We start from the raw sequence: 25,273 nt of genomic DNA, 5'->3' as shown, positions 1-25,273 counted from the left end.
GTAGTACATGATGACGCGGACGGCGCTGCCGACCACGCTGGCTGAAAAACTCATGCCGGCCGCCCGTCCCGTCGCCGATCCGCTGACATAGGTGACGACCGAGGCATTGTAGCCGATATCCAGCTGGATCCCTTTAACAATGTCGTCATTGTCAAGGCTGAGAGCGACGGTCGCCTGGCCGCCGCTCGTACCAGAGGCCGTCCCGACGATCAATTCATTCTCGCCGGCCGGCTGCTGTGTGATGGTGAAATTGCTATTGGATGTGTCGTTCCCCGTCAATGAGCCGTCGCTGGCCGTTACCTTGACTCGTGCCTGCGTTGTCGAGACGGAGGGCACGGTCCAGGGATAGGAACCGCTGTTGCCCGAATCCGACGCGATCATCGACCAGGTGGCTCCGCCATTGGTGGAGTATTCCACCGCCATGTGGAGAGAACTGTCGTCGGTATCGGGATCGGTGGCTGTATAAGTGATATTGGTGGTCGTTCCCGCAGCCAATGTTTCGCCGCCGTTCGGAAAGGTGACGGTGACTGTCGGGGCCTGCGGTGTCGCCCCACCGGGCCATGACGCCGTCAGCAGATAGGAGTCGGTGGCGGAATAGACCTCCTCGAATCCCTCAATATGAATGATAAATGTGCCGACATAACTGAGATATTCATTGATCTCTTCATCTTCCAAATCCCAATTATTCGAGAATGCCACATCATCCCAGGTTTCTTCCGCCGCATTGTACCAAAAAAGGTACATGTCATAATCGGCCGGCAGTGATGTCAAGGTAATGTGAAAAGTCCCGGCCTGCGATGTGGTGAAGGTATAGAGATCAACATCCCCATCAGTACCGATCCAGGATTCGATGGGAACGCCGTTAACGATCGGCGTGGCGTTTTCAATCGTATCATTGGGTTCGTAGCTGTCCGCCAAGACGCTTGCTGCTGGAATGATGAGAAAGAGGGTCACAAAAAGCAGCGACGCCGGCAGGAACAGGGTTTCCTTTAGGAAACGACCCTTCGACCGTGGATTCTGTTTCATGAGTTCGGTTTCTTCCTCCCATGTTGGATTCCCACCCAGCTCTGATCTGGACGGAATGTCGATACCGAGATCGCCCCCTGCCGGTGGCTCCGGCTTACGGGTGAAACCGCCTTAAGGCTAAAGATATCAAGGAGATGAGTCAAGGGAATTGTCCCACTTTCTCTCAAGAATATCCCATAAATGGGATCAAAAAGCCCTGCCCGCAGTGCGTTGCGGCACGCCATTAGATCCGCTATGCTTCCCTGTTTAAAGGATCGAAGCCATCCAGCCGCTCATCCGCGCACCGGGGTCGCGGGATGCGCCGCAGAAAAGGGGAGAAATTGAAATGTCTGAAAATCCGTATCCGATGATTCTCACACAGGTGAAGGCGTTCTTTAACCGCACGATCCGCAATCTGGATGAGGAAGATTCGAATTTCGCGCCCACACCGGAGGCCTTTACCGCCGCCCAGCAGGTGGCCCACACCGCACAGACGATTGATTGGTTTGTCAAAGGGGCCTTCGATCCTGAGGGTTTCTCGATGGATTTTGAGGGGGCCCATAAAGAGATCAGCGCCGTCACCTCCTTAAGCGAGGCGAAGGCCTGGTTTGACCGATCAATGGACAATGCGGTCAAGGTCTTTGAAAACCGATCGATGGAAGAGATCAACCAGATGATCCCCAAAAATCCGATCATCAATGGACCCCGTCATGTCATCGTGGGCGGCATCTCGGATCACACGGCGCATCATCGCGGCGCCCTCTCGCTCTATTCACGGCTGTGCGGGAAAATCCCGCCGATGCCCTACGGAGAGTAACCGGCCCCTCCCGGCAGAATCTCCACCGTCGCAACAACCGCTCCCAGATCCGACGCCCTCTCGCTGAGGAGTTGGCTCAGCCGGACATTGGGATTGAACAGGTGTTCCTCAATATATAGATGAACCCTGTAAATCCCGGGTCGGATCTGCGGAGGGGTCCAGAGGTCAAAAGTGTCGCGATAAACCTCCCCGGGCTGCCAGAGGAAGGGCGGATAATAGTGCTCCAGCGGCAGCCGCCCCTTGCCAAAACGGTACAACTCCCCGGTCCGCCACTCCCAGATGTAGCGCCCGATCGGCTGAAGGGGCAGGCGGGCAAAAAAGCCATCCGGCGGGTCACTCTCTATAAAGAGAATATTCTGGTATGGCAGCGGCATCGGCGCCTTGGTCCGCCGCCAATAGAGTGTGAGATGCAGGGCTTCACCCGGGTGCACCGTTTTAACCGAATCCATTCCAAGATATTCAATAGCGGGCTGATCCATCTGGAATCCTGGATGCGACGCTTTCACCAGGCCGGGGGGGAGCGGCGCAGCGAAGCGCGCGTCTTCGGCATCCGTCAGTAAAAACGGATTCGGCACGTCGCGAACAATGACATTTATTGTCTCCGCCGGCGTCGTGGCCGTGAGCGGCGGATCCAGCGGCGCCAAGATCCCCAATTCCGTGCCTGCGGGGGGCGGCGCCGCCGATCCCGGGGTGAAGCCGGCATCATCCGGCATCAGGCCTTCGAGGGAATGCGGTAGACCTTGCACAAAATGTTTAACCCGTCCGACGCCGTTGTAACGATAGATGATGATCTGGTGACGATCGTAGATATTGGTGAATAGCGCCGGCTGGCTGTCGAATTTCAGCCGGGAAAGCTCATAGGTGAGCGGGGAGAGAAAGAGACCGTACTGCTCCTGATAGCGCGGATAGGCCTGGTTCAGCAGCACGTAATCGGCGCGCCCCTTGTCGAGGATGGTACACGTCTCCAGGATTCCCACAAAACCGTTGAGAACGGCCTGCGCATCGACCATCCGCTGAAAAGCCCAGGCGTCGGTGGGGGAGGAATGCTGATTCAACGGCGTTCCACTGGTGTGGCGCGTGTAGGCCGGCATCGCGTAGCCGGTCAGCGGATCGGTGAGGATAACCCGCGGTTCAACAAGTTCCGACTGAATCCATTCCATCGCTTCAACGAGAGCCGGTTGTTCCTCCCAGGCGAGACGTCGTTGGGAGGGAACCTGCAGAAAACCGATGACCTGCCCGACATGGAGGATCAGAGCGAGAAGAATAAGACCCGCTGGGATCATCCGGACCCACCTTCTGCCCGGATTTTTCCAAGAGGCCGCCCCATCCCGGATGAGCACGGTCAAAATGAGGGGGGTCGGAATCAGCAGTAACAGCCTGAAGATCAGCGAGTGCGCCTGGAAATGTTCCATCAGCATCAGGGTCGGGGGGAAGAAAACAAAGATAAAGGGGATCCAGGCGGTCGTCAGGAGCACGGCGATTCCCATGGATGTGCGCGCGCGGCGGAACAGGAGGGGGCTGAGCGCCAGCGCCATGAGCCCCGGCCAGCCGAGAATCGACCAGGCGACCCGCGGGTGCAGGCTGATCCATCCGTCCCGTAAAAAGAGAACTCCCTGCAGGCGGTTGAACATCGGATTGATCACTTCATAACTGGCCATGAGGCGGATGATCAGAAAGGGGAGCGCCGCCGCCACGGCGCCGGCCGTCAGAAGGAGGGCGCGGCGCCATTCAAGACTCCGCCAGGAGCGGCTCCAGAGAAGGGCGGGGATCAAACAACCCAGGATCATGAGGAACTGCGCCGAGGAGAGGATATGGATCCCCATCAGCATGGGAGCCGTCAGCACGACAAAAATCCCCAACCGCCGGCCCCCTTCGCGCAGAAAACGATAGGCGGCCATCCATCCGACCCAACCCATCACCCAGCCGATCCGGCTGGCATAAGCGATGTTCTGCATAAAGTGGTCGGGTGTCAGGTAGGCTGTCAGGCCGAAGATTCCCGTCGCCGCCAGGGCCCATGATGGAGAGGCCAGAATCTCACGCGCGAGCAGGAAGAGCACGAGCAGGGCGAAGGGGAAAAGGAGGATGGGGAGTTCCCGCCAGAGGTCGGCCGGGTCGATCCCCGATGCCAGCGAGATCAGGGCGAGCTCCGTATGAAAGGTGCCGCGCCGCGGGTCGGGGGCGGGAAGCGGATCGGGGCTGTAGATGGGTGAAACCAATTGGATCGAGTCGGTTTCAACCAAACCGCGGACATAAGCGACGGTATCGAGGGAGTCATGGATCGTGCCGAGACTCCCTCCGCCGACGATCATGAGGATCGCGGCGAGGATCAGCAAAATCCAAAGCGGTTCGATGCCGGCATACCGTTTGGGTTTCGGGATCTCGCTCTCGAGTCGATCGGCGGGGTCTTCTTTCCCGCCGCCACCCGGCCGATCCGCTTCTTCCCGCGCGGGGGCGGGATTCGTCTTCCGGCGGATGTCCAAGCGCCGCACGGCGAGGAGCAGCATCTGCCCCAGTGTCAGAAAGAGAAGGCCGTAGAGGATGGTATGCAGACGGCCCGTTGTGGCGAGCACCAGCAGATGCAGCAGGGCCACCCACGCCGCGCTGACTAAGACCCCTGCCGCGATGCGTTCCCGGCGATCGAAGGGAAGCGTCGATCCCAAAAGGGCCAGGGTCAGCCATCCCGTGCCCCCCAAAATCCAGGCCGACACCAGGAGAAACCAGATTTGATGTAAGATAGCCATCAGGGAGGGAAGGCTAGCACGGAGCGGCCGGGGTAGCTATCTTCTTGATGCGGACCGATAGACAAGAGTTTGGGTGTCGTGGGAGGGGTCGTCGTGGAGATCAATCCGGCTGAGGTGACGGTTTTTATTCTGGCGGGTGGACGCGGCACCCGCCTCCAATCGATATGGGAAGGGCCGAAGGCGCTCATCCCCGTGGAGGGGCGCCCCTTTCTCGACTATTTGCTGGATGATTTGGCGGCGGCCGGTTTTGAACGGCTCGTGCTCCTGACGGGTCGAAAGGGGGAGGATCTCGAGGCGGCCTTTCAAGGACGGGAGCTTGTGTCGCTGCGTGAAACCAGCCCCTTGGGAACGGGTGGCGCCTTGCGGGCCGCGTCACCCTTGGCCGTGGAGTGGAACCTGATCCTCAATGGGGATTCCTACGGCCCCATCTCATGGGATCACTTTCTCAGGGCCGGCGCCGGCTCTTCCCTGCCTTTCCTGCTCGTCGCGACAGAGATGCCCGATGCCGGAGATTACGGTACATTAAGGATCGACGCCGGGGGCCGGGTCACCGAATTTGTCGAGAAATCGGGTGGCGGACCTGGACTGGTTAATGCCGGTATTTATTTGGCGCACCGCGATTTTTTCCGTGAGGATCTCTCAGAAGAGGCGGGGGAAGACCCCTTGTCGCTGGAAAGAACGGTGCTGCCCGGCATGGCGGCGGGCGGGCGGCTCGGGGCTTGGATGACGGGGGAAAAGTTCTGGGATGTCGGAACCCCGGAGCGGCTGGAGGCTTTCAGACGTTGGATTCAACGAGGGAGAGGTTGATGATCTATCGCGCAAAGGCGCCACTTCGGATTTCTTTCTGCGGCGGCGGGACCGATGTGTCGCCCTACCCTGAGGAAAGAGGAGGGATCGTCCTTTCGACCACGATCAATTTGTATGCCTTTGCCTCTCTCCGCGCCTTGGAGGAACCGATCTTCCGGCTGCGTTCCTTGGATTACGAATTGAGTCTCGACATCAAACCCGGCGAACCTTTGCTCATGAATGGACAATTGGATCTGCTGAAGGGCGCCCTCGGTTTTTTCAGAGAGGAATGCCGCCGGTTGGGATTGCGATCCGGCGATGTCGGGGGCCTTCCTGCGGGAATCGAGATTCTTTCGCACACCGACGCCCCGCCGGGCAGCGGGCTGGGCTCTTCTTCAACAATGGTCACGACACTGGTCGGCGTCTTCCAGGATTGGCTCGGGAAACCCTTGGCGCCGTATGATATCGCCGAGTTGACTTACCATATCGAGCGGGAGCGCGTCAAGATTTCCGGCGGGCGCCAGGATCAATACGCCGCGGTCTTCGGTGGATTCAATCTCATCGAGTTTCACAATGGTTATACAATTGTGAATCCCCTGCGTATCCGCCGCGCCACCATGAATGAATTGGAAGGCCGCCTGCTGCTGGTTTATACGGGTAAGACCCGGCTGTCGGCCCATATCGTCGACCGTCAAACCCACTCCTACCGGGAAAAAAAGCAGGATGTTGTGGAAGCGCTGGATGAGATGAAGGCGCTGGCGGTGGCGATGAAAAACGCCCTTCTCCAAGATGACCTCGATGAATTCGGGCGATGCCTGCATGAGGCTTGGTTGCACAAAAAGCATTTGGATGAGGGCATTACCAATCCGCAAATCGATGCCCTGTATCAGAAGGCCCGGGATATGGGATGCCTGGGCGGCAAAATCCTCGGGGCCGGCGGGGGTGGGTACCTGCTTCTCTATTGCCCCTATGATTTAAAACACCGGATCGGCGACGCCTTGAAAGAGATAGGCGGAATGCCCACCGGGTTCGCCTTCGAGGATCAAGGACTCCAAACCTGGACCGTCAATTCATGAAATTCGTTCTTGTCGGCACGGCCTATCCCCTGCGCGGCGGGATCGCCCAATTCAACGCCACCCTGGTTCGTACGCTCCGCGCCCGCGGGCATGAGGTTCATGTTCTGACCTTCAGCCGCCAATACCCGAATCTCCTCTTTCCCGGAAAATCCCAAAAAGAAGAAGGACCGGCCCCTGAGGGATTGGACGTCGGGGCGGAAATCGTGATTGATACGATAAATCCATGGACATGGTGGCGGGCGGCCCGGCGTATCCGGGAGATAAAGCCCGATGTTGTCTTTTACAAATACTGGATGCCCTTCTTCGCGCCCTGTTTCGGCACGATCTCCCGGTGGGTCCGCGGCAGCGGCGCCCGCATTGTCTATATCTGCGATAACATTATTCCCCACGAGCGGAGGCTGTTGGATCACAGCCTGACCCGTTATCTTGTCGGTTCGGGGGATGCCTTCATCGTGATGACCCGGTCCGTCGAAGATGATTTGAGGTCCTTCCGCGCCGATGCCCCCGCCGCCTTGGTGCCCCATCCGGTCTATGAACATTTCGGCCGGCCGCTTCCCCGTGAGGAAGCGCTGCGTCGTCTGGCCGAGCGCGGGATTGAATTGGCCGGTGAAGACCGTCCGTTGATCCTCTTCTTTGGAATTATCCGTCCTTACAAGGGCTTGGATATCCTCCTGCGCGCCATGCCGCGCATCATCAAAGAGACGGGGGCCGGATTGATCGTCGGCGGTGAATTTTACGCGGGGCGCAAGGAGACCTTTGAGCTGGTTTCGGAGCTGGGTCTTCAGAAGGATGTTTTTCTGGTCGACGGGTATGTCCCGAATGAAGATGTGGGGCTCTATGTTTCAGCCTCCCGTGTCGTTGTCCTGCCCTATCGTTCAGCGACACAGTCTGGTATTGTACAAGTTGCTTTTCAATTGGAATGTCCGGTGATCGCCACCGATGTCGGTGGTTTGGGAGAAATGATCCGTCATGGCGAAACCGGATTTCTGGTGCCGCCCGAGGATCCGGCGGCCGTCGCCGACGCCGTCTGCCGCTATCTGCAAGAAGGATTGGAAACGCCGATGCGAAACGCCGTCCGCAGCGAGAAGAGCCGGTTTACCTGGGCCCGGATGGCCGCCGCCGTAGAGGATCTGGGGCGAGGGGTACGACCGGAAGCCGTCACCGCTGACAGGGGAGAGGGGAATGATTCAAAAATCTGATGTTGAGGCCCGGTTCAATCAGGCGAGAAAAGTGCAAGAATCCCTCCTCAAGGATGCGGACATAATTAAACGGATGTCCGAGATTGTGGCGGATGGGCTCAGGAAGGGGAACAAGGTTCTATTCTTCGGCAACGGCGGATCGGCCGCCGATGCGCAGCATCTGGCGTGCGAACTTGCCGGCCGTTTTTATCTCGATAGACCTTCTCTTCCCGCGCTCGCCTTGAGCGTGAACACATCGAGTCTCACGGCGATTGGCAACGATTTTGGATTTCAGAAGGTTTTTTCACGGCAAATCGAAGGGATCGGTTCGGCGGGTGATGTGGCGGTGGCGATCTCGACCAGCGGGAACTCGCCGAATGTGATCGAAGCGGTGAAGACGGCGAAAAGCATGGGGATCATCACCCTCGGATTCACCGGACAGACCGGCGGCGAGCTTAAGGATCTGGTCGATGAATGCCTCATTGTGGCGACGGATGAGACCCCGCGAGTTCAAGAAGGCCATATTCTGGCCGGGCATATCATCTGTGAATTGGCGGAGCGGGAGCTTTTCGGGAAAGCAAGTCCGCAGGAATGATCGGCAGGCTTGATCACCAGGCTTGACTATCAAGCTTGATCATCCGGCTTGATCATCAGCGGGCAGAGGAGATCGAGCGTGGGAGGGAATGAAGAACGACTGGGCCGCCGCGGCGGTTTCTATCTTCTAATTTGTCTTCTTGTTTCCGTTATCACTCTGGGCGCCGGCTTTTACTATTATCCCCAAGTTGTTCCAGAAGCATCCATTGAATTCAAACTGGATCGGCGTTCCTCTGAAGGCGAAGCCCGGGCCTTTCTAAAAAATCTCGATATCGATCTTGATTCGCATTATCATGCTTCACGTTTTGTCTATGACGACGCGGCCAAGGTATTTTTGGAGCGGACGGTGGGGCTCGATATTGCCGATTCGATCTTTACGCAAGATCTTCGGATATGGCGCTGGGCGCACCGGTGGTATCAACCGCTTCATAAGGAAGAGTTTCGCGTAGAGGTTGCGACAACCGGGGAAATCTCACGATACCTGCATCTCTTGGATGAGGACGCCTCGGGTCCGAATCTTTCAGAGGCCGAAGCCCGGCCGATCGCTGAGGTTTTCCTGGCGCAGCAGATCGGAGTGGATCCAGGCGAGCTTGTCTTCCTGGAAGCCGGAATAACGAAGCGGCCTAACCGGACGGATCATCTTTTTACCTGGGAGGTCGGTGATTGGGACGCGGCGGAAGGCAAACTGCGGCATGAAGTGATTGTACAAGGCGATCAAGTCGGGGGTTACCGGCTCTATCTGAAAATTCCCGAGAGCTGGACCCGTTCTTATGCCAAACTCCGGTCCCTGAATACGAGCACCGGCGGCGTCGCCTCCGGCTTTTACATTCTCACAATGCTGCTCATGCTGGCCGTTCTCATTGTTCGCGTCCGCAGGGGTGATGTGCGCTGGCGTCCCGCTGTTTTGCTGGGTTCCCTGGGGCTGATCTTCATGCTCCTCGGCGGATTGAACAATCTTCCCAATAGCTTTTTCGGTTATCAAACGACGGAAGCCTACGAAGCCTTCATGGTTCAGCGCCTCGGCGGCATTCTTCTGGCGGCCGTGGGTGTCGGCATCTTTATCTTTTTGCTGACCGCCTCGGCGGAGCCCCTCTATCGGGAGCATTATCCCGGAAAGCTCGCTTTGCAGGGGATCTTGTCGGGAAAGATTTTCCGCACGCGGCGTTTTCTCCTCACATCCGTGCTGGGTCTCACCCTGACCAGTTTTTTCTTCGCCTATCAGATGATCTTTTACAAGGTGGCGGATCATTTCGGCGCCTGGTCGCCCGCAGAGATTCCCTATGACAACCTTCTCAATACGGCTATCCCCTGGGCTTTTCTGCTCGTCGGTGGGTTTTTGCCCGCGGTGTCCGAGGAGTTTATCGCCCGCATGTTCTCGATCCCGTTCTTTCACCGGCTGCTCCGCCGCCGTTTTCTGGCGATCCTGATCCCGGCGGCAATCTGGGGATTTGCGCATTCCAACTATCCCAACCAGCCCTTTTACATTCGCGGACTGGAAGTCGGATTGGCGGGGATTATCATCGGCATCGTCATGGTGAAGGTGAATATCCTCGCCCCCTTGATCTGGCACTATACGGTGGACGCCTTATATACCGGATATCTCCTGTTCAAATCCGGGAATACCTATTATGTCGTTTCCGCCGCCATTGTGGGGGGCCTGTTTCTTCTTCCGATTCTGTATGCGTTTGTCGCCTATATAGTGAAAGGCCGGTTTAACGATCCGGAACCCTTGCTGAATCGAACCATCGGCACGGCGCCGCCGCCGCCCGCCGAGCAGGGGGCGCCGATCATTCCCTTTGAACGCCGGCCCCTTCCCCGGTCCACTTGGATCCGCGCGGCCGCTATCCTGATCGCCGGGTTGATGCTGCTGGCTGTGCCCGCCGCAACAGTGACGGATGCTGATAAGGTCGCCATCCCGCGGACGGCGGCGTTGGAAGCCGCGGAGGCCTTCCTTCAGTCCCGGGCCGTATCACCCGACAGCTTCAGAATCGCCATCTCATTAGAAGACGTGTTGGGCAACTATGACCGCCTTTATCTTGTCAAGTCACTCGGTTCCGAAGGGGCGGCGGCGTTCCTGGATCAATATCTGCACCCCGTGGCGTGGCGTGTCCGGCTCTTTCAGGAATTGAGGGAAGAAGAATGGGTTATCGGCATCGACGCCCGAACGGGCGAAACCTTTTTCTTTCGCCATACCCTGGCCGAATCGGCTCCCGGCGATTCCATCTCCCGTGAGGAGGCTTCGGCGCGGGCCCGCGCTGCGCTGATGAACGGCGGGCCGGATCTTTCACAATCGAGTCTTGCACGCGCCGATCGTTTAAGCATCGATCTTTCCCAATGGGAAATAGCGGAGGTGCAGGAGGAAGCGAGGCCGGGCCGGAAAGATCATACGGTTATCTTCCAGAGCCTGCCGGGTCTATTCCCCGCATTGGGTGAGGGGCGCCTGCGGCGGGTCGTCGGCCTTCAAGGCGGTGTGATCGATCTTCAACGTGTTGAATTGAAGATCCCGGAATCCTGGTTGCGCGAACGGCAGAAGACGACGCTCATCCGTCCGTTGAGGATCGGTCTGATGATCTTCACGATGGGCGCCGGGCTCGGACTTATCATCTGGATTCTATTAACCGGCCACCGGACCGGGATAGTGCGATGGCGTCCGGCCTTTCTTTTCGGGACGGTCTTCGCGATCCTGAGCCTCTTGAACGGCGCCAATCTCTTCTCCGTCGCCATGGAACGCTATACGACCTCTATTCCCTGGAATATCTTTCTCATTTCGGTGGGAACCGGGATGATTCTCTGGTCGGTCGTCGTCGGTCTCCTGGCCGTCATGACATTTGCCTTTTTACAAACCGTCTTCCCGCGGTTCTGGGATGCGATGCACCGCGTCAGCCGGATATCACTGCGGGGTGAGGCGCTGTGGAGCACAGCCGCCCTCATCGGCCTGCTTTTCATTGTGAAAGGCTTGGAGAATCTTTTGGCTTTTGTGTGGCCCGCCGGGACCCTTCCCGGAGGCGCGCAACTCCCCGACGGTTCCGGAGGTTATCTTCCTTTGATCACCGCCCTCTTCTTGAGCCTTCAGAAGGGCCTCATTGTTATCGTGGTGCTTTCCCTGGTCGGATTCTTACTGCGGCACCCGCTGCGTTTTAAATGGATCAAGCCGGTGGTGCTGGGATTGTCCATCCTCGCCCTCGTACCGCTTTCCGCCCGGACCGGTTCTGAGTTTCTCGTGGGATTGATTCCCCTTATTGTCACAGTGACCGGGATGATCTTTATTATACATTGGCTGATGAGAGACAATCCTTTGGCCTATGTGACCGGCGCGATTTTTATTGCTGTGGCGGGTTCGGTAATGGGTCTTGTGACAAGCGGCATTCTGGCGTGGAAAGTTCAAGCATTGCTGCTCGCTGCTGCGGCGATCCTCGCTGTGGTTTTATTCTTCCTTGGCAGGAAGGGAGGGGGAAATCTCTTAACTCCCGCCTCCTAAAGTGGCGATGGTGCCCAGGATCCAATCGCTCCAAAGGTAATAGATGCGGCCGATGAGCAGGGAGATCCGGCCCATCACCGTGTAGCCGAAAGCGGCGCCGAAACCGAGCATCAGGAACCAAATCCCGAGACGGGATACCCCGCCGACGAGCCCCTTGTGTTCCATCGAAAAGAAGAAATAGATCAAGACGGAAAGAACACCGGCGAAAATAACAACATTGTTGAGAGCTGCGGTCACTCCGACACCGTTACCCGGGATCAATTGCATCATCGTGCTTCCGATTTGGGGAACCACCTCGCCCTGGAGTTTTTGAACCATATTGATTCCCACGTAATACCCGACATAAACCGAAAGGGGTATCCGCGCAATCCAGGCGATCTTTCCGATGTAACGCGTGTAGAGAGCAATGCCGAGGAGCAAAGGAATGACGAGGTGCCAATTCCCGGTGAAGTCGGTGAATAGAGGAATAACGAGATTCGGCTTCAATGTCTGAACCGAGACGATCCCGATATAGTAACCGAGACTGATGCCGGCGAAAAGGGATTCGGCAAAGCGGAAGAAGGGATTATCTTTGTATAAGAAACTAAAGATAAACAGGGTTAATATGGCACCGATCCATGTTCCGATGAGATCGCCCGAAGTCATGCGCTTCGTCCTCCCGTTCGCTTTTTTCCTACATCCCGGTCTGTGCTAACTTCTTTTCCTGCCTCTTCATGAGGAAATAAATGATATTTCCAAAGAGGATGAAGATGATGATGATCATATGATCGATCGTTTGAACATCCATCCCTTTGATAGCTGAGTAGACTTTCGGGTCGTTGTAGATGGCCCTCATCTTCGGATATCTATCTCCATAACCATCAATGAGGAGTTTTTCATATTCCGACCCGCCCTTGAGTCCTCCAAGGAGACCGATCATCTGGCCCGCCTTGTAGTAAGCGTAATACTTGGGCGCTGAAACCGCCGTACAACCGACGGCGACCGGAATCCCGAACTGTGCGTTCACCAGATTGGCCCACCATTCACCGATAATCCCCGTGGCGACGGAGATGACCAGTTTCATGTCGGTGTAGGAGAGGACGCTGTCGCCCGAGGTCCGGTAGGGCTCGAACATAGGAATCTCATCAAAGGGGGTGCCGCTGACATCGGTCGGGAAAACACCCTGGATGTTCACACCCATCTGCTTCATCACCGCCTGGCCGCCGTCTTTATATCCCAGATTGACGAAATCAACGCCATAGATATGGGTGGCCTCATACTCCCCCGCCACCTTTGAGACTTCCTGCTCCGCCATCGTCACACTGCCGATGGGGAAGAGGGCGATAATAACGACCTTGAGACGCTTCAGAAAAGCGTGACGCAGCACCGCATCAACCATGGGAGCGTTTTCCGGCGCCGTTGTCGGGCCATAGTCAAAGGAGAGCATGATCATGTCACCCTCGTTCAGACTCTCCATCTTGTCGTAAAGATCCCGAACGGGTGGCGTTATACTGACCGGCAGGCCGATCGTGAAGACGATAGGGAGAAAGGTCCCGATAAAGATCAATAAAAAGACGATCCGGCGGTCAACACGTGTCAATTTGTCCAGATTCACCCTTCATTCCTCCCCAGCGCCGCGGCGCAGGTTACATCTGATTCCCGACTAATCCTGAGACTGTCCGAGATAAGAGCGCTCGATCCCCAGTATCACCCTTAAAGATAGGGATGCAGCGCCCAGCGCGGCTCCGATAATAATCCCTCTCTGCGCCGCGGTGTTGGGTGTGTTCATAATCCACTCTGTCAGACTGGGCAGCCATCGCTCACCGCCGGGAATCCAGGCGAACATGGACTCGCCAAAGGGAATCCGTCCCAGCATAACGATCATCGCGGCGATGAGTAGAATCGAGGCCTCAACATTCCGAACGCGGAAGGCGCGGAAGGCGGCCGAAGCGATATAGAAAGCGAGAAGGCTGAACATCGCCGCCTGAAGCGGATTGAAAAAGTTGATGGTCACCCAATAGAAAGGCGTTGAACTGCCGTCGGGCGCCCGGCCGATTCCCTGGAAGGGGCCGACATTGAAAGCCGAGAGGAGGCCGAAAGCTCCGGTGACAAGCAGGCCGGTCAAGAGGGATGCGGCAAAAGGCCATCCCTTCTGACGCCGTTCGATCTTCCGGACGCTGCCCTGGATCACGTTGATGACACCGAGCAGCAAGGCGAATCCGGCGATGATAATCATCCAGCCTTCTACCTTATCTCTTGTAAAGGCTACGCCGGGGACGTCATCCGAAAGAAAGAAGGTCACGATGGGAACCAATCCCACGACGAAGACCAGAATGAGTGGCAAGTGCAGCTTCCAGAACATCGGCTAAACCTCCTTCAGCCGAAACATATTATTATTTTCCCCGGCTGGTGCGATCTTCCTGTTTGGCCGGGGCCCAACAATGATCGTGCGATTATCCGAAAGAGAAAAACTCCGAGAGCCACCGGTTACCAAAAGAAGCCAAAATAGTACCGATGACGATGGCCAAAATGAGACATGCTTTTGTATAATCTTGTCCTTTGATCGATCCCAGCTGGGCCGGATCACGGGAGAGATAGGCGCCGGCGGCGTAAAGCTCCTCGCCAATCAATGTGTAATCACAGGTGACGACAAAGAAGGGGAGCTGGGCGACCTCGGCGGTTCCGGCGATCTGCATGGCTCCGGACGCCTGGCCCGTCTCCGCCAGGAGAAGCGACTCGGCGTAGAAGGCGCCGATCAGGAAGTTGGTGGCAGGCCTTTCGCGGACCATCTTCCCCGAAACACTTGCTGTGTAGGCGAATTGGTCATAGGTGACGTAATTGACCATGTCCTCGCGAAAGAGATCCGGCCGGCCCTCTTCCATATAGGCCTCCCGCACCGTTTCACGGGCGGCGGCGAACGTCAGCGGATCTTTATTGGGAACATCCAGCTCGGTGGCATTGCGGGCTGTTATCTTGGCGACATGCCGCAGAACGGCGAGACTGGCGATGGTCTGGTTCTCATCGATGGACATGATCCCGGGTATGTAGAGGACCTTCTTGCCGAGCTCGGTCGCGCGGCCGACCGCTTCGTCAATGGCGTTTAGGCCCGAGATCCGCCGGATAAAAAGAGTGCGGCCCGACTTGGCGAGCTGAATGAAGGAGAGGACAAAGACGCAGAAAACAACAAAGACGACAAGGGCGTTGATGCGTTCCGAATTGAAGACACCGGCATGTGCGATGGAGGGAAGGAGTGTTAAAAATACGGCAATGGGAAGTAACCGGGACAGTCCCCTCATAAAACCCCCTACTCTTGAATTGCGCCTCACCCAGCGGCCCCACCCCGGGGGGACCCTTCACGGAGCGTATTGTGACAGAAATCCCGAATGATGCGAAGTGGTTTCTATGTAGGGCGTCAACTTGTTGTCATTCTTGAAGTTAGTATTTTCTTTGCCCGGGAGGCCCCAATAGGTATCCTCAGCAGAAGAACTCTGAGAAAGATGTTATCCCCAATGCGCTCAATATAATCGATCCCCAGGGGGAAGCTCGGGATGACGGCAGCAGCTGGAGAGAAGAAGGTCCTTCTTACCGGCGCCACCGGATATATCGGTGGACGCCTTCTGCATATGTTTGAAGAGCGAGGGATGATGGTGCGCTGTCTCGCCCGGCGCCCGGAATTTCTGCGCCATCGCGCCGGTCCGAAGACGGAAGTCATCGGTGGGGATGTTCTCGAAGCCGATTCCCTGGAGAGCGCACTCCAGGGTATCGATACCGCCTATTATCTTATCCACTCGATGGGTTCGGCTGGGGGATTTGAAGAGAATGATCGCCGGGGGGCGGAGAACTTCGCTGAAGCCGCGGCAGATGCCGGGATCAAGCGGATTGTCTATCTTGGCGGATTGGGTGAACCCGGTGCTTTGTCTCATCATCTCGCCAGCCGGCAGGAAGTGGGCGAAATCCTTCGATGTTCAGGGGTTCCTACGATTGAATTTAGAGCATCGATCATCATTGGTTCAGGAAGCCTCTCTTTCGAAATGATTCGGGCGCTGACCGAACGGCTTCCTCTGATGACGACGCCGCGATGGGTTTTACAAAAAGCCCAGCCGATCGGAATCGAGGATGTCCTTGACTACCTCATCCAGGCTTGCGAAATAGAACTCAAAGAAAGCCGGATTTTTGAAATCGGCGGTCCCGAGCGCGCGACCTACGCGGATATTATCCGTGAATATGCGTCGTTGCGGGGTTTGCGCCGCTGGATTATACCCGTTCCTGTCCTCACACCCCGACTCAGCGGCCTCTGGCTGGGTCTGGTGACGCCATTGTACGCGCGGATCGGCCGCAAACTGGTGGACAGCCTCCGCAATGAGACCGTCGTTAGAAATCCCGACGCACTCGAGGTTTTTCCCATCCGCCCGAAAAATTTGAGAGTTTCTCTTGAGCGGGCATTGCACAATGAAGATCATCGTTTTGCCCTGACGCGCTGGTCTGACGCCTTCTCCTCCAAGGGAGAGGAAATAAAAGCCGGCGCAATGAAATTCGGCAATCGTCTTATTGATTCAAGATCTTATGACGTTAATGTGAAACCGCATGCGGCGTTCGAACCGATCATGTGTATCGGGGGAGATCGTGGCTGGTATGCCGCCGACTGGCTTTGGCGGATCCGCGGATTTTTGGATCTTCTCGCCGGGGGCGTCGGCATTCGACGGGGCCGGAGGGACAGCAGGGATCTCATCCCCGGTGACACGGTGGATTTCTGGAGGGTGGAAGCGTGCGATCCTCCTCGCCTCCTGAGGCTGGCGGCGGAGATGAAGGTTCCCGGCAGAGCTTGGCTGCAATTCGAGGTGGAGCCGGTCCCGCATGGCAGCCGGATCCGGCAAACGGCCCTCTTTGATCCCGTGGGATTGGCCGGCTTGCTATATTGGTATTCCCTCTATCCAGTGCATCAGCTTGTCTTTAGAGGCATGCTGAGGGGGATTGTTAAAGAAGCGCAGAAGCAAAGGCTGAAAGAATGAATAAGGAAACCAGGGATAATAATGTCTCAAGCGGACCTGGTGGTGAAATCCTGATCGGGATTTCATCCTGCCTGCTGGGGGAAAAGGTCCGCTTCGACGGCGGGCACAAACATGATCGCTATATAACGGATATCCTGGGACCCTTCGTGCAATTCCTTCCCATTTGCCCGGAGGTCGATATCGGATTGGGAACGCCGAGAGAATCCTTGCGCTTGGTCCGCGATGGGAATGAGATTCGATTTCTGGCTCCGAAAAGTGGATTGGATCACACGATCAAGATGCGGAAATACGCAAAGGAGAAAGTTAAAGAGCTGAAGAAACACAGCCTTTTGGGATATATCCTAAAAAAGGACTCGCCGACTTGCGGGATGGAGCGGGTTAAGCTCTACGATCCAAACGGCAGGCCGTCGAAAAACGGCGTGGGCTTTTTTGCCGAGGCTCTGCTTGAAGCTTTCCCGCTGCTGCCGATCGAGGAAGAGGGGCGGCTGCGCGATGCTCCGCTGCGCGAGAATTTTGTCGAGCGCATCTTTGCCTACCGAAGGATGATGACCTTGTTTGAGGGGCAGTGGAGCATCGGCGACCTCGTCCGTTTTCATACAGCGGAGAAGCTGCTTCTCATGGCCCATGACCCCGAGAGCTACAGAAAACTCGGCGCCCTTGTCGCCGGGGCGAAAAGCCTCCCGCGGCGGGAGGTGCTGGAGGGTTACCAAACAACTTTTATGAAGGCCCTCGAGAAGAAGGCGACCAAGGGTCGCCACCATAATGTCCTTCAACATATGGCGGGCTATTTTAAGAGGACACTTTCGACGGAAGACAAAGCGGAACTCAGATCTGTTTTTGAAGATTATCGCGCCGGACTGACGCCGCTTCTCGTACCGGTCACTTTGGTCCGGCATCATGTACGGGTCCAAAATGTGACCTATCTTCAAGGACAGACCTACCTGGAACCCCATCCAAAAGAGCTGATGCTGCGGAATCATGTTTAGCTGCTGACTCGTTCGATTGTCATGAGCCTGCGGGCCGGCGGGGAAACGAAACCCATGCCGGGGATGGGACCATCCCCCCTTGCTCATCCCTATGGTCCATGGTATTGATTGTATGAGTTCATGTTAAGATTGTCGGATCTGCCGGAGATGGGGTGGGGACTAATTGTATGAGCCCTGAGGAAAAGGCGGAGAAGATCCCTGTTCGAACATCGGGTCTCGCCAAGCTGTTGCTGATTGTGATGGGGATTGTCCTCAGCTTTCTGCTGTTGGGCGCTGTTGAGCTGGTGCTGGGTGTTATACATTACGGTCCGCCGCGCGCGTTGTTTCTGAAAGAAAAGCCATTTGACGAGGAATATTATTATATCAATCGTGATATCAGCGAGCTCTTCTTTCCAAAGTGGGCCGTCAAACCGGGTTTTTACGAAAGGTTCCCGGTCGTAAAGAAACCCAATACGATCCGCATTCTTGCAACCGGCGCTTCCACGACGCTGGGTGATCCTTTCGGGACGCAATCGGCTTTTCCGAATCTGCTGGGCCAAATTCTTCGAGATATCGCTCCAAATAGGACCTATGAGATCGCCAATTGCGGTGTCATTGCCATCTCAAGTCTAGATGTTTTGCAGATTCACAAAGACGCATTGAAATATGATCCCGATGCTATTCTGATCTATTGCGGTCATAACGAGGCTTATGGGGCGGATGGGATCGACAGCCCGGTGCAGCGCTCCTTCTCGAGCCGGAATATGGCCAAGGCCTGGCTGAAGTTCCGCAATCTCCGTCTATCGATGTTGGTGCGCGATATCTTGTACAAAATCAGCGGCGGCGGCAAGCCTGACGATCCCACCCAAGAGGGTTTTGGGATGTGGACCATGCGCGACCGTTTTGTTCAAGCCGGCACTACAAAACACGATCGAATGATGCGTTTTTATCGCGAGAACATCCTGGAAATGCTCGAATCAGCCCGCGGGAAAGGGGTCGATGTCATCCTCTGCACCCTGATCAGCAATGTTCGCGGTCAATCCCCGATGGGCTCGAAACATCCGGATGATCTGGCTGCTGAGAAACTTGAGACATTTGAAGATATTTACCCCCGCGGACTTCGTGAGATGGAAGCCGGAAATTGGAGTGAAGCCGTTTGTCTTCTCGAGGCGTGCAGCGATATCGATCCTGAATACGCCGAAGTTCAATTCCGGCTTGGGAGATGCTATGAGGCGGCCGGTGATTCCCTGGCCGCATTTCAGGCCTATGTTCATGCCCGGGATTTGGATGTGGTGCATTTTCGAGCTTGCAGCGAACAGAATGAAATCCTGCGCGATATAGCGAGTCATTGGGATACAAAAGGGAAACACCGGCTGGTCTTTCTTGATATCGAGCGGCAGCTCTATAAAGACTATCCCGGGGGACCCGGGCGGGAGTTTTTTACAGAACATGTCCACCCATATCCGATCGGGCATGCCTGGATGGCTCAAGAGATGGCCCGGATGCTTTCAACCAGCGAGATCGCTCCCACATTCGGAGCGTGGGACATGTCCCGGCTCAGACCCCCCAGGGAATATCTCGGGCGCGTTGGAATGTCAAACCTCGATGTCGCCGCCGGATTGGATCTCACCGAAAAATACAAGCTGGCCAAATGGCCGTTTACGGAATGTTATGACAACGCCGAAACCCGCGAGTTTATACAAAAGCGCATCGAGATGCTGGTGTCATATATGAATCCTACTGAGCAGGAGGTCTTTAAATCGATCCCTCTGGAACCCGAAGGAAGGTTATACGATTTTGGAACCCGGCATTTTGTTCTGGCCGATCAGTACCGCGGTCAAAGGCTTGGGCAGGAGGCGCTGCGTGAACTCAGTATCGCGCGGGATTACTGGTGGCCGATGGTCTTTGTCGAGAGTGATCTGGCGCTTCTAAGTCTTGCTCTGGGCCGCCCGGATGATGCGGAACGGTTTCTGGATCGCGCCCGCCGGCTCGATCCCAAGTTCCCCGCCATCCATTTTGTGGCGGGAACACTCTACCATTCCCGGGGGCAGCTGCAGGCGGCGGCGCAGGAGTTTGAAACCTACCTCAATGCCGATCCGAAGGGACGGTTCTCCAAGCCGGCGGGGAATGCCCTGAACATGATCTATGAGAAGATGCGCGGAGGGCGGTAGTCGCTCCGGCAACCGTCTTGATACCCTTCGCCTTCTAGGTTCCCCCGAAATAAAATGATTTTAACCGCGGATGGCCCAGCGGACCAGATCCGCCAGTCGCGGCGGTCTGCCCTGCATCAGGATCCCGATCCGGAAAATCCGGCCCCCGGCCCAGACGCCGAACATGGTGAAGAGAATCATCCCCGCCAGACCAACCCAGGGCTGCCAAGCCGGGATTTCGACCGGGGTCCCTAACCTCAGCAACATGACCACCGGCGTCCAAAACGGTATCAAGGACATCGCCGTCGCCAGGGTGCCGAGGGGTTCCCGGATAACCGGTATCAATACGAACATGGGGATCATCGCCGGGATCATCGCCGGGAAGGAAAGCTGTTGGGCGTCCTTCTGGTCATTGCAAGCCGATCCGAGGGCCGCATTCAGAGAGCCGAAGAGAATAATAGCCAGCAACATATAACTCAGAAACCAGGGGATAAGATGGTAGGGAACGAGCTCCGTCAAACCCATCCGGCTGGTGCTCAAAGACCCGATCACGATATAAACCAAAGAAGCCGTAAGGGAAACGCCGACACCGCCGATCACTTTACCGGCCATAAATTCAGAGGGTTTGACAGAACCAAGCATGACTTCGGCGATCCTCTGATTCTTTTCCTCCATAACGGCGCTGAGGAGCGGCATGGCCCCCATCATGATCATCATGAACATCATCATCCCGAAGACGAGCGGGATCAGCAGAGCCTCACCCTCGCTGCTCCGGCGGGCTTCTATGATTTCGCCGGTTTCCTCATCGGTGGAGACCAGTCCCATCCCCTCGATATCGATCCAGTCAAAGAGGTTCCGAACCGCGTCAGGATTGACGCCGGCCGATTCAAGGCGTTGTCGGCGGAGATAGTTGTTGATCGGCCATCCAAACCAGCCCCTCAGTTCATCCATTGAGGCGTTCTCGGCATAATAGGCGATGCGGGCGGCGTGACTGGTATCGGGATGGAGCACATTCTCATTGATTTCGAGAAAGGCGTGAATCTCCTTGCTCCGGACCCTTTTCGACAAGGCCAAGCGCTGCGCATTGAGATCATTTTCTTGCGGATCTTCAATCTCGACAATGAAAGCCGGTTTGATTTTCTTCCCGGTGATTTTGTCATGGATTTCGTTTTCGTTTCTATTCTTCGCCGCCTGTTCAAGGACCGGCGCCACCAGGCCTGAGTGATCAATGACAACGATCTTTTTATCAGTTGTATCGACATGCTTCTCGAAAAGAACCATCGCGATGCCGCTTCCTCCCATGAGAACCGGCGCGAGGACGAGACCGATAATGAAACCCTTGGTTCGAACGGCGGCTTTGTATTCCCGCTTGGCGATTCGGAGGATCTTATGCATGGGACACCTCCTTGGCCTCAGGCCCGGCTATTCGAATGAAGATGTCGTGGAGCGAGGGCCTGGCGACTTCGAACCTGTCCACTCGGGTTCGTGCGATGATTTCAGCCAGAACTTTCTGGGGATCTGTTTCCTTTGCCATGCGGAGTTCCTGCATCTTTCCGAAATCCTGAATTCTTTCGACACCGGGAATGCCCTCGAGAACGGAGGCGCCCCCCTCCGATCGAATGCGAACGGTGTCATGGCCGTAGGATGCCTGTATCGATGAGAGGGTTCCGTCGAGAACCTTCCTGCCCTTGAAAATCATGAAGATGTAATCACACATCGTTTCCGCGGTACCCATGTCATGCGTACTGAGGATGATCGTCATTCCCCCGTTCCGAAGCTCAAGGAGAGACTTTCTGATCACCTCGGTATTCACGGGATCAAGCCCGGTGAAAGGCTCATCGAGGATAACGATCTCGGGTTTTGAAACGACGGTGGAAATAAACTGAACCTTTTGCGCCATCCCTTTGCTGAGGGTTTCCACCTTTTTCTGGGCCCAATCAGCAAGGTCGAGCTTTTTCAGCCAGTGATCGATTTCCTTGTCGACATTCCGGCCGCTCTTCAGCTCTCCATAAAACTGAAGAACTTCACGAACCTTCATTTTTTTATAAAGCCCCCGCTCTTCAGGCAAATAACCGATACTATCGGGCAAGACCGGTTGTCCGGACTTATCAAAGATGCGGATGGAACCGCCGTCGGGATAGAAAATGTTCATGATCATACGCAGTGTCGTCGTCTTTCCCGATCCGTTGGGGCCTATGAAGCCATAGATGCAGCCCTGGGGGACATTGAGCGATAGATCATTGACGGCGATATGATGGCCGAAGGTTTTTGTAACATTTTGAATCTCAACGGTGTTCATGCAGGGTTCTCCCCGAATCCGGTGGTTTGCCGACGATTAGTAATCCATACGAGGGGACTACGCGGATGTTGCCCGATAAATTCATTCCATTTCAACCAGATCCAACAGAAGGCGCACGGCCTCATCTGGATTTCCGGCGGCATGGAGCGGCCCGCGATCGCCGGTCGGCGGCGGGGGCAGATCCCAGGTTTTGTAGGTCACAACCGGTTTCCCGATCTTAAGCGCCAGAGCGATTTCGGAGAGGGTGCCATAGGATCCCCCGACAGCCAGAATTGCCTGGGAAGAACGCACATTCACCGCATTGCGGGCATCCGAGAGACCGGTGTAGATGGGGATCTGAATCCAGCGGTTGGGAGGGGTTTGGCCGGCGCTGCTTCCCGGCAGGATGCCGAGGGTCAATCCACCCGACTCGGAGGCGCCGCGCGCGGCCGCTTCCATAATGCCGGAACCTCCGCCGCAAAGGATAACAACGCCCCTCGCCGCCAATTTTCCGGCCATGAGGCGCGTGTCATTGTAAAGCTCCTTTGAGCAGGTCGATCCGCCCATAATGCCGACGACGGGCCGGTGGATCTTCTTCATACATTGACTCCTTCAATGACCCTCTTAATAACCCCTTTGGGATTTATAGCATGCCGTCCGGTTCCTACCCGAAGAATTCCTGACGCGGAGGATGGTTCATGTTATCTTTCAGGAGCGGGATTATTAGCGGGTTCTTAACGGGGTTATGATGGGGAGGAGAGGTGATGACGAAAAGTAGAACTGGAAAGGCCGATCGCGGCGATCTTTTCTCACGCCGTTCATTCTTAAAGACCGGGGGCGCGCTGGCCGCGGGAGGGGGGCTGCTTCTTTCGCCCATCGGATCCAAAGCTTTTGATTGGGAGGATGCGGCGCCCGGCGCCAAGAAGGATGGAATCCAACGATACCGGAAACTCGGCCGGACCGGTTTCATGGTTTCCGACATCAGCCTCGGTTGCGGCAGCCTCTCTGAGCCCGAGGTTGTGCGGTATGCCTATGACAAAGGGATAAACTATTTTGATGTCGCTGAATCGTATGGGAACGGAGATTCGGAGATGAAGATCGGCGGGGCCATGGAATTCATGAACCGCAAAAAGATCTTTATCACGACAAAGGTGGCGGTTGAACCTGATACTGACGAAGCGGAGATCCTGCAGCGATTCGGGCAGTGCCTGGATCGGCTGAAGACCGGCTATGCTGATGCTTTTTGTCTGCACTCCGTCGCTAATGTGTCGCTGATCCCGCATAAAGCTTTCCACAAAGCGACAGCACGGCTGAAGGCGGATGGGAAAATCCGGTTTGTCGGAATTTCTTCGCATGGCCCGTACCGGGAAGACCAAAACAGTATGGAACAGGTTCTATGCGCCGCCGCGGAGGATGGGCGATTCGATCTGATGCTTTTGGCCTACAACTTCCTAAACAGTGAGGAGGGCGATAGGGTTCTCGCCTGCTGCAAAAAGAATGACGTGGGAACCACGGCGATGAAATCAATGCCCGGCTATCTGGAGCTTGATCCTTTTGATCCGGAGAATCCCACCGGCGATTATCTTGAGTATATCGAAAGGATGGAGGCCAGGGGTGTCGAACGATCCGTTTCAATCCAGCGGATTATCCAATGGCTCGAAGGCCAGGCTGAGACGACCGCAAGGATCAAGCCGTTCGCCGCAAAGTACGGGATCAAGACCAACGAGGAACTTCGGGCCAAATCGATTCAGTGGATCCTCTCGAATCCGGAGATGCATACCGTCACCGTGTCGATGCCTGACTTCGAATCGATCGATGATGTTCTCCCTGTGACGGGAACGGAACTGGCGCAGGCGGACCGGGAGTTTCTGGAGGATTATGCGGCGGCCTTCGGCGATCAGTATTGCCGGCATGCCTGCGCGACCTGTCTTTCCGCGTGCCCGCACCAGGTTCCGGTGAGCACGATTATGCGCTATTCATACTACTTCGCCCGGCAGCATCGCGAGAAACTGGCCATGAAGAAGTATGCAAAGCTGGAGGGCTGTGACGCCGAGCGTTGCGCCGATTGCGCGGCGCCCTGCAAAAATGCATGCCCGCACGGTGTCAATGTCCCGCTTCAGATGATGAAGGCGCATTCACTCTTGAAACTTGCATAAAGCATAGGGAAAGGGGTAAACGATGCGGTTTACCATCCTCCTCATCATGCTGATAGGAATCTCCGCCGCTCCCGTTGCGGCGGAATTTCCATCGATTGCCGGCTGGATTCCCTCCGGAGACTCTGAAAATTTCGGCCCCGGGAATCTTTGGGAAGTCATCGATGGAGCCGCGGATCAATTTCTAGCCTACGGATTTCAAGAACTTGACACGGCCGAGCTCTCCCAAGGCGGAGTCTCGGCGACGGTCGAATTGTACAATATGGGAAGCTGTTTGAACGCTTTCGGCATCTATCGATTGGAGCGATCCGGCAGCGCCGAAACGATCAAGATCGGCGCCGAGGGGGCGGCTTCGCCGCCGTATCAATGGCTGATGTTCAAAGACCGGACCTATGTAAAAGTCGAAGCCTCGGGAGGGGAGATGCCGCCCGCCGCCGGCCTTGACCTTCTCAGAAAGATCGCCGCGGCCCTTCCCGGCACCGACGAGCTTCCTCAGGAGTTCAATCGGCTGCCGGCACAGGGGCGGATAGCGGGGTCGATCGAATATACCCGGGAGAGCTTCCTGGGACTCCGAGAGCTTCGGAATTGTCTGCACGCCTTATACAAATACCCGGACGGAGGGCGGGTTCAGTATTTCCACATTGTTCCCGGCGCCGGCGAGGACCATCAGGTTGTCTGGTCGAAGCTCAGCGCCAAGTGGAAGGCCGAGACCCTTGACGGCCGCTTGATATTATTGAAGGAGATACCGTACAAGGGAACGATAGGTATTACCAGTACGAGCCGGGGGATTCTCGGCGTGGCCCGGTGCAAAGACAGAGCGGAACTCCTGAAAATCCTTAAGGGCCTTCCCCTCTGAGATCTAATGGCCGTCATCATGACGAATTCGGACCGTTAGCTGTTTTGCAATGGTCCTGCCTTCCTTTTCGCAATTCGATAACCGTTTTCATGGGAGAGATGAGCCATAAGTGGAACGGCCCTGATTCCGGCCGCCTTGACCTCTGCAGGATTTGCCCGTCATCACCGATGAATAGAAGAATCGCTCGATATGCCGTGAATTTCAGATA

20 protein-coding genes are annotated in these 25,273 nt (G+C 56.2%); 11 read left to right on the top strand and 9 right to left on the bottom strand.

The features are described 5' to 3' along the window. A partial coding sequence (locus KJ970_03625) for a hypothetical protein (GenBank protein ID MBU2689991.1) occupies positions 1-1,026 on the bottom strand: 1,026 nt, incomplete at its 3' end. Between the two features lie 325 nt (positions 1,027-1,351). Here KJ970_03625 and KJ970_03620 point away from each other — a divergent pair. Continuing rightward, the gene (locus tag KJ970_03620; protein ID MBU2689990.1) at positions 1,352-1,822 is read left to right on the top strand and encodes a DinB family protein; all 471 of its coding nucleotides are present in this window, start codon (positions 1,352-1,354) and stop codon (positions 1,820-1,822) included. On the opposite strand, the gene KJ970_03615 is transcribed toward KJ970_03620, so the two are convergent. Then, complete coding sequence (locus tag KJ970_03615) at positions 1,810-4,563, bottom strand: hypothetical protein (protein MBU2689989.1); 2,754 nt, start codon at positions 4,561-4,563, stop codon at positions 1,810-1,812. The two genes, KJ970_03620 and KJ970_03615, sit on opposite strands and share 13 nt — an antisense overlap. Positions 4,564-4,656: 93 nt before the next feature. Here KJ970_03615 and KJ970_03610 point away from each other — a divergent pair, with 93 nt between their 5' ends. The 5 genes from KJ970_03610 (at position 4,657) to KJ970_03590 (ending at position 11,675) form a co-directional block, all read left to right on the top strand. After that, positions 4,657-5,370: an NTP transferase domain-containing protein gene (locus KJ970_03610; GenBank protein ID MBU2689988.1), complete on the top strand. Its 714-nt coding sequence runs from the start codon at positions 4,657-4,659 to the stop codon at positions 5,368-5,370. Next, positions 5,370-6,425, top strand: a complete 1,056-nt coding sequence (locus tag KJ970_03605) for a GHMP kinase (protein MBU2689987.1) — start codon at positions 5,370-5,372, stop codon at positions 6,423-6,425. The genes KJ970_03610 and KJ970_03605 overlap by 1 nt, the downstream gene beginning before the upstream one ends. Then, positions 6,422-7,624, top strand: coding sequence for a glycosyltransferase (locus KJ970_03600; GenBank protein ID MBU2689986.1), 1,203 nt, complete (start codon positions 6,422-6,424; stop codon positions 7,622-7,624). The genes KJ970_03605 and KJ970_03600 overlap by 4 nt, the downstream gene beginning before the upstream one ends. Next, positions 7,608-8,198 (top strand): D-sedoheptulose 7-phosphate isomerase, encoded by a 591-nt coding sequence (locus KJ970_03595; GenBank protein ID MBU2689985.1) that lies wholly within the window; start codon positions 7,608-7,610, stop codon positions 8,196-8,198. The genes KJ970_03600 and KJ970_03595 overlap by 17 nt, the downstream gene beginning before the upstream one ends. A gap of 78 nt (positions 8,199-8,276) precedes the next feature. Continuing rightward, positions 8,277-11,675 (top strand): CPBP family intramembrane metalloprotease, encoded by a 3,399-nt coding sequence (locus KJ970_03590; GenBank protein MBU2689984.1) that lies wholly within the window; start codon positions 8,277-8,279, stop codon positions 11,673-11,675. On the opposite strand, the gene KJ970_03585 is transcribed toward KJ970_03590, so the two are convergent. The 4 genes from KJ970_03585 to KJ970_03570 all read right to left on the bottom strand — a co-directional run bounded on the left by KJ970_03585 (position 11,658) and on the right by KJ970_03570 (position 14,950). Further along, on the bottom strand, positions 11,658-12,320 hold the full coding sequence (locus KJ970_03585) for a hypothetical protein (GenBank protein MBU2689983.1): 663 nt from the start codon (positions 12,318-12,320) through the stop codon (positions 11,658-11,660). The genes KJ970_03590 and KJ970_03585 overlap by 18 nt on opposite strands. Positions 12,321-12,348: 28 nt before the next feature. After that, positions 12,349-13,269, bottom strand: a complete 921-nt coding sequence (locus tag KJ970_03580; protein MBU2689982.1) for a hypothetical protein — start codon at positions 13,267-13,269, stop codon at positions 12,349-12,351. 48 nt (positions 13,270-13,317) lie between these two features. Continuing rightward, a complete protein-coding gene (locus tag KJ970_03575) occupies positions 13,318-14,016 on the bottom strand; it encodes a hypothetical protein (protein ID MBU2689981.1) in 699 nt (232 codons plus the stop codon). A 91-nt stretch (positions 14,017-14,107) separates the two neighbouring features. Further along, positions 14,108-14,950, bottom strand: coding sequence for a hypothetical protein (locus KJ970_03570; protein ID MBU2689980.1), 843 nt, complete (start codon positions 14,948-14,950; stop codon positions 14,108-14,110). A gap of 252 nt (positions 14,951-15,202) precedes the next feature. Between KJ970_03570 and KJ970_03565 the strand changes: the two genes are divergently transcribed. The 3 genes from KJ970_03565 (at position 15,203) to KJ970_03555 (ending at position 19,799) form a co-directional block, all read left to right on the top strand. Next, entirely contained in the window at positions 15,203-16,663 is a 1,461-nt protein-coding gene (locus tag KJ970_03565) for an SDR family oxidoreductase (GenBank protein MBU2689979.1), read from the top strand. Next, the gene (locus KJ970_03560) at positions 16,660-17,649 is read left to right on the top strand and encodes a DUF523 and DUF1722 domain-containing protein (GenBank protein MBU2689978.1); all 990 of its coding nucleotides are present in this window, start codon (positions 16,660-16,662) and stop codon (positions 17,647-17,649) included. Before KJ970_03565 ends, KJ970_03560 begins: the two co-directional genes overlap by 4 nt. Positions 17,650-17,816: 167 nt before the next feature. Beyond that, on the top strand, positions 17,817-19,799 hold the full coding sequence (locus KJ970_03555) for a tetratricopeptide repeat protein (GenBank protein MBU2689977.1): 1,983 nt from the start codon (positions 17,817-17,819) through the stop codon (positions 19,797-19,799). A gap of 60 nt (positions 19,800-19,859) precedes the next feature. On the opposite strand, the gene KJ970_03550 is transcribed toward KJ970_03555, so the two are convergent. The 3 genes from KJ970_03550 to KJ970_03540 all read right to left on the bottom strand — a co-directional run bounded on the left by KJ970_03550 (position 19,860) and on the right by KJ970_03540 (position 22,623). Beyond that, the gene (locus KJ970_03550) at positions 19,860-21,173 is read right to left on the bottom strand and encodes an ABC transporter permease (GenBank protein MBU2689976.1); all 1,314 of its coding nucleotides are present in this window, start codon (positions 21,171-21,173) and stop codon (positions 19,860-19,862) included. Beyond that, positions 21,166-22,077: an ATP-binding cassette domain-containing protein gene (locus KJ970_03545; GenBank protein MBU2689975.1), complete on the bottom strand. Its 912-nt coding sequence runs from the start codon at positions 22,075-22,077 to the stop codon at positions 21,166-21,168. Before KJ970_03545 ends, KJ970_03550 begins: the two co-directional genes overlap by 8 nt. An 81-nt stretch (positions 22,078-22,158) precedes the next feature. After that, positions 22,159-22,623, bottom strand: coding sequence for a TIGR00725 family protein (locus KJ970_03540; protein MBU2689974.1), 465 nt, complete (start codon positions 22,621-22,623; stop codon positions 22,159-22,161). 197 nt (positions 22,624-22,820) lie between these two features. Between KJ970_03540 and KJ970_03535 the strand changes: the two genes are divergently transcribed. Together KJ970_03535 and KJ970_03530 are read left to right on the top strand one after the other, a co-directional pair. Then, entirely contained in the window at positions 22,821-24,212 is a 1,392-nt protein-coding gene (locus KJ970_03535) for an aldo/keto reductase (protein ID MBU2689973.1), read from the top strand. 22 nt (positions 24,213-24,234) lie between these two features. After that, the gene (locus tag KJ970_03530; GenBank protein MBU2689972.1) at positions 24,235-25,065 is read left to right on the top strand and encodes a hypothetical protein; all 831 of its coding nucleotides are present in this window, start codon (positions 24,235-24,237) and stop codon (positions 25,063-25,065) included. Positions 25,066-25,273: the final 208 nt, after the last annotated feature.

The sequence above is a fragment of the Candidatus Eisenbacteria bacterium genome (assembly GCA_018831195.1).
Lineage (GTDB): Bacteria > Eisenbacteria > RBG-16-71-46 > CAIMUX01 > JAHJDP01 > JAHJDP01.
This window is presented reverse-complemented; position numbering and strand designations above follow the sequence as displayed.

What these genes read in the sequence shown, in the direction of transcription:
- KJ970_03620 (MBU2689990.1), top strand. Translation starts at nt 1,352, where the DNA reads ATGTCTGAAAATCCGTATCCGATGATTCTCACACAGGTGAAGGCGTTC.
- KJ970_03600 (MBU2689986.1), top strand. Translation starts at nt 6,422, where the DNA reads ATGAAATTCGTTCTTGTCGGCACGGCCTATCCCCTGCGCGGCGGGATC.
- KJ970_03585 (MBU2689983.1), bottom strand. Translation starts at nt 12,320, where the DNA reads ATGACTTCGGGCGATCTCATCGGAACATGGATCGGTGCCATATTAACC.
- KJ970_03565 (MBU2689979.1), top strand. Translation starts at nt 15,203, where the DNA reads ATGACGGCAGCAGCTGGAGAGAAGAAGGTCCTTCTTACCGGCGCCACC.
- KJ970_03605 (MBU2689987.1), top strand. Translation starts at nt 5,370, where the DNA reads ATGATCTATCGCGCAAAGGCGCCACTTCGGATTTCTTTCTGCGGCGGC.
- KJ970_03555 (MBU2689977.1), top strand. Translation starts at nt 17,817, where the DNA reads ATGAGCCCTGAGGAAAAGGCGGAGAAGATCCCTGTTCGAACATCGGGT.
- KJ970_03615 (MBU2689989.1), bottom strand. Translation starts at nt 4,563, where the DNA reads ATGGCTATCTTACATCAAATCTGGTTTCTCCTGGTGTCGGCCTGGATT.
- KJ970_03535 (MBU2689973.1), top strand. Translation starts at nt 22,821, where the DNA reads ATGACGAAAAGTAGAACTGGAAAGGCCGATCGCGGCGATCTTTTCTCA.
- KJ970_03550 (MBU2689976.1), bottom strand. Translation starts at nt 21,173, where the DNA reads ATGCATAAGATCCTCCGAATCGCCAAGCGGGAATACAAAGCCGCCGTT.
- KJ970_03595 (MBU2689985.1), top strand. Translation starts at nt 7,608, where the DNA reads ATGATTCAAAAATCTGATGTTGAGGCCCGGTTCAATCAGGCGAGAAAA.
- KJ970_03530 (MBU2689972.1), top strand. Translation starts at nt 24,235, where the DNA reads ATGCGGTTTACCATCCTCCTCATCATGCTGATAGGAATCTCCGCCGCT.
- KJ970_03545 (MBU2689975.1), bottom strand. Translation starts at nt 22,077, where the DNA reads ATGAACACCGTTGAGATTCAAAATGTTACAAAAACCTTCGGCCATCAT.
- KJ970_03560 (MBU2689978.1), top strand. Translation starts at nt 16,660, where the DNA reads ATGAATAAGGAAACCAGGGATAATAATGTCTCAAGCGGACCTGGTGGT.
- KJ970_03540 (MBU2689974.1), bottom strand. Translation starts at nt 22,623, where the DNA reads ATGGGCGGATCGACCTGCTCAAAGGAGCTTTACAATGACACGCGCCTC.
- KJ970_03570 (MBU2689980.1), bottom strand. Translation starts at nt 14,950, where the DNA reads ATGAGGGGACTGTCCCGGTTACTTCCCATTGCCGTATTTTTAACACTC.
- KJ970_03575 (MBU2689981.1), bottom strand. Translation starts at nt 14,016, where the DNA reads ATGTTCTGGAAGCTGCACTTGCCACTCATTCTGGTCTTCGTCGTGGGA.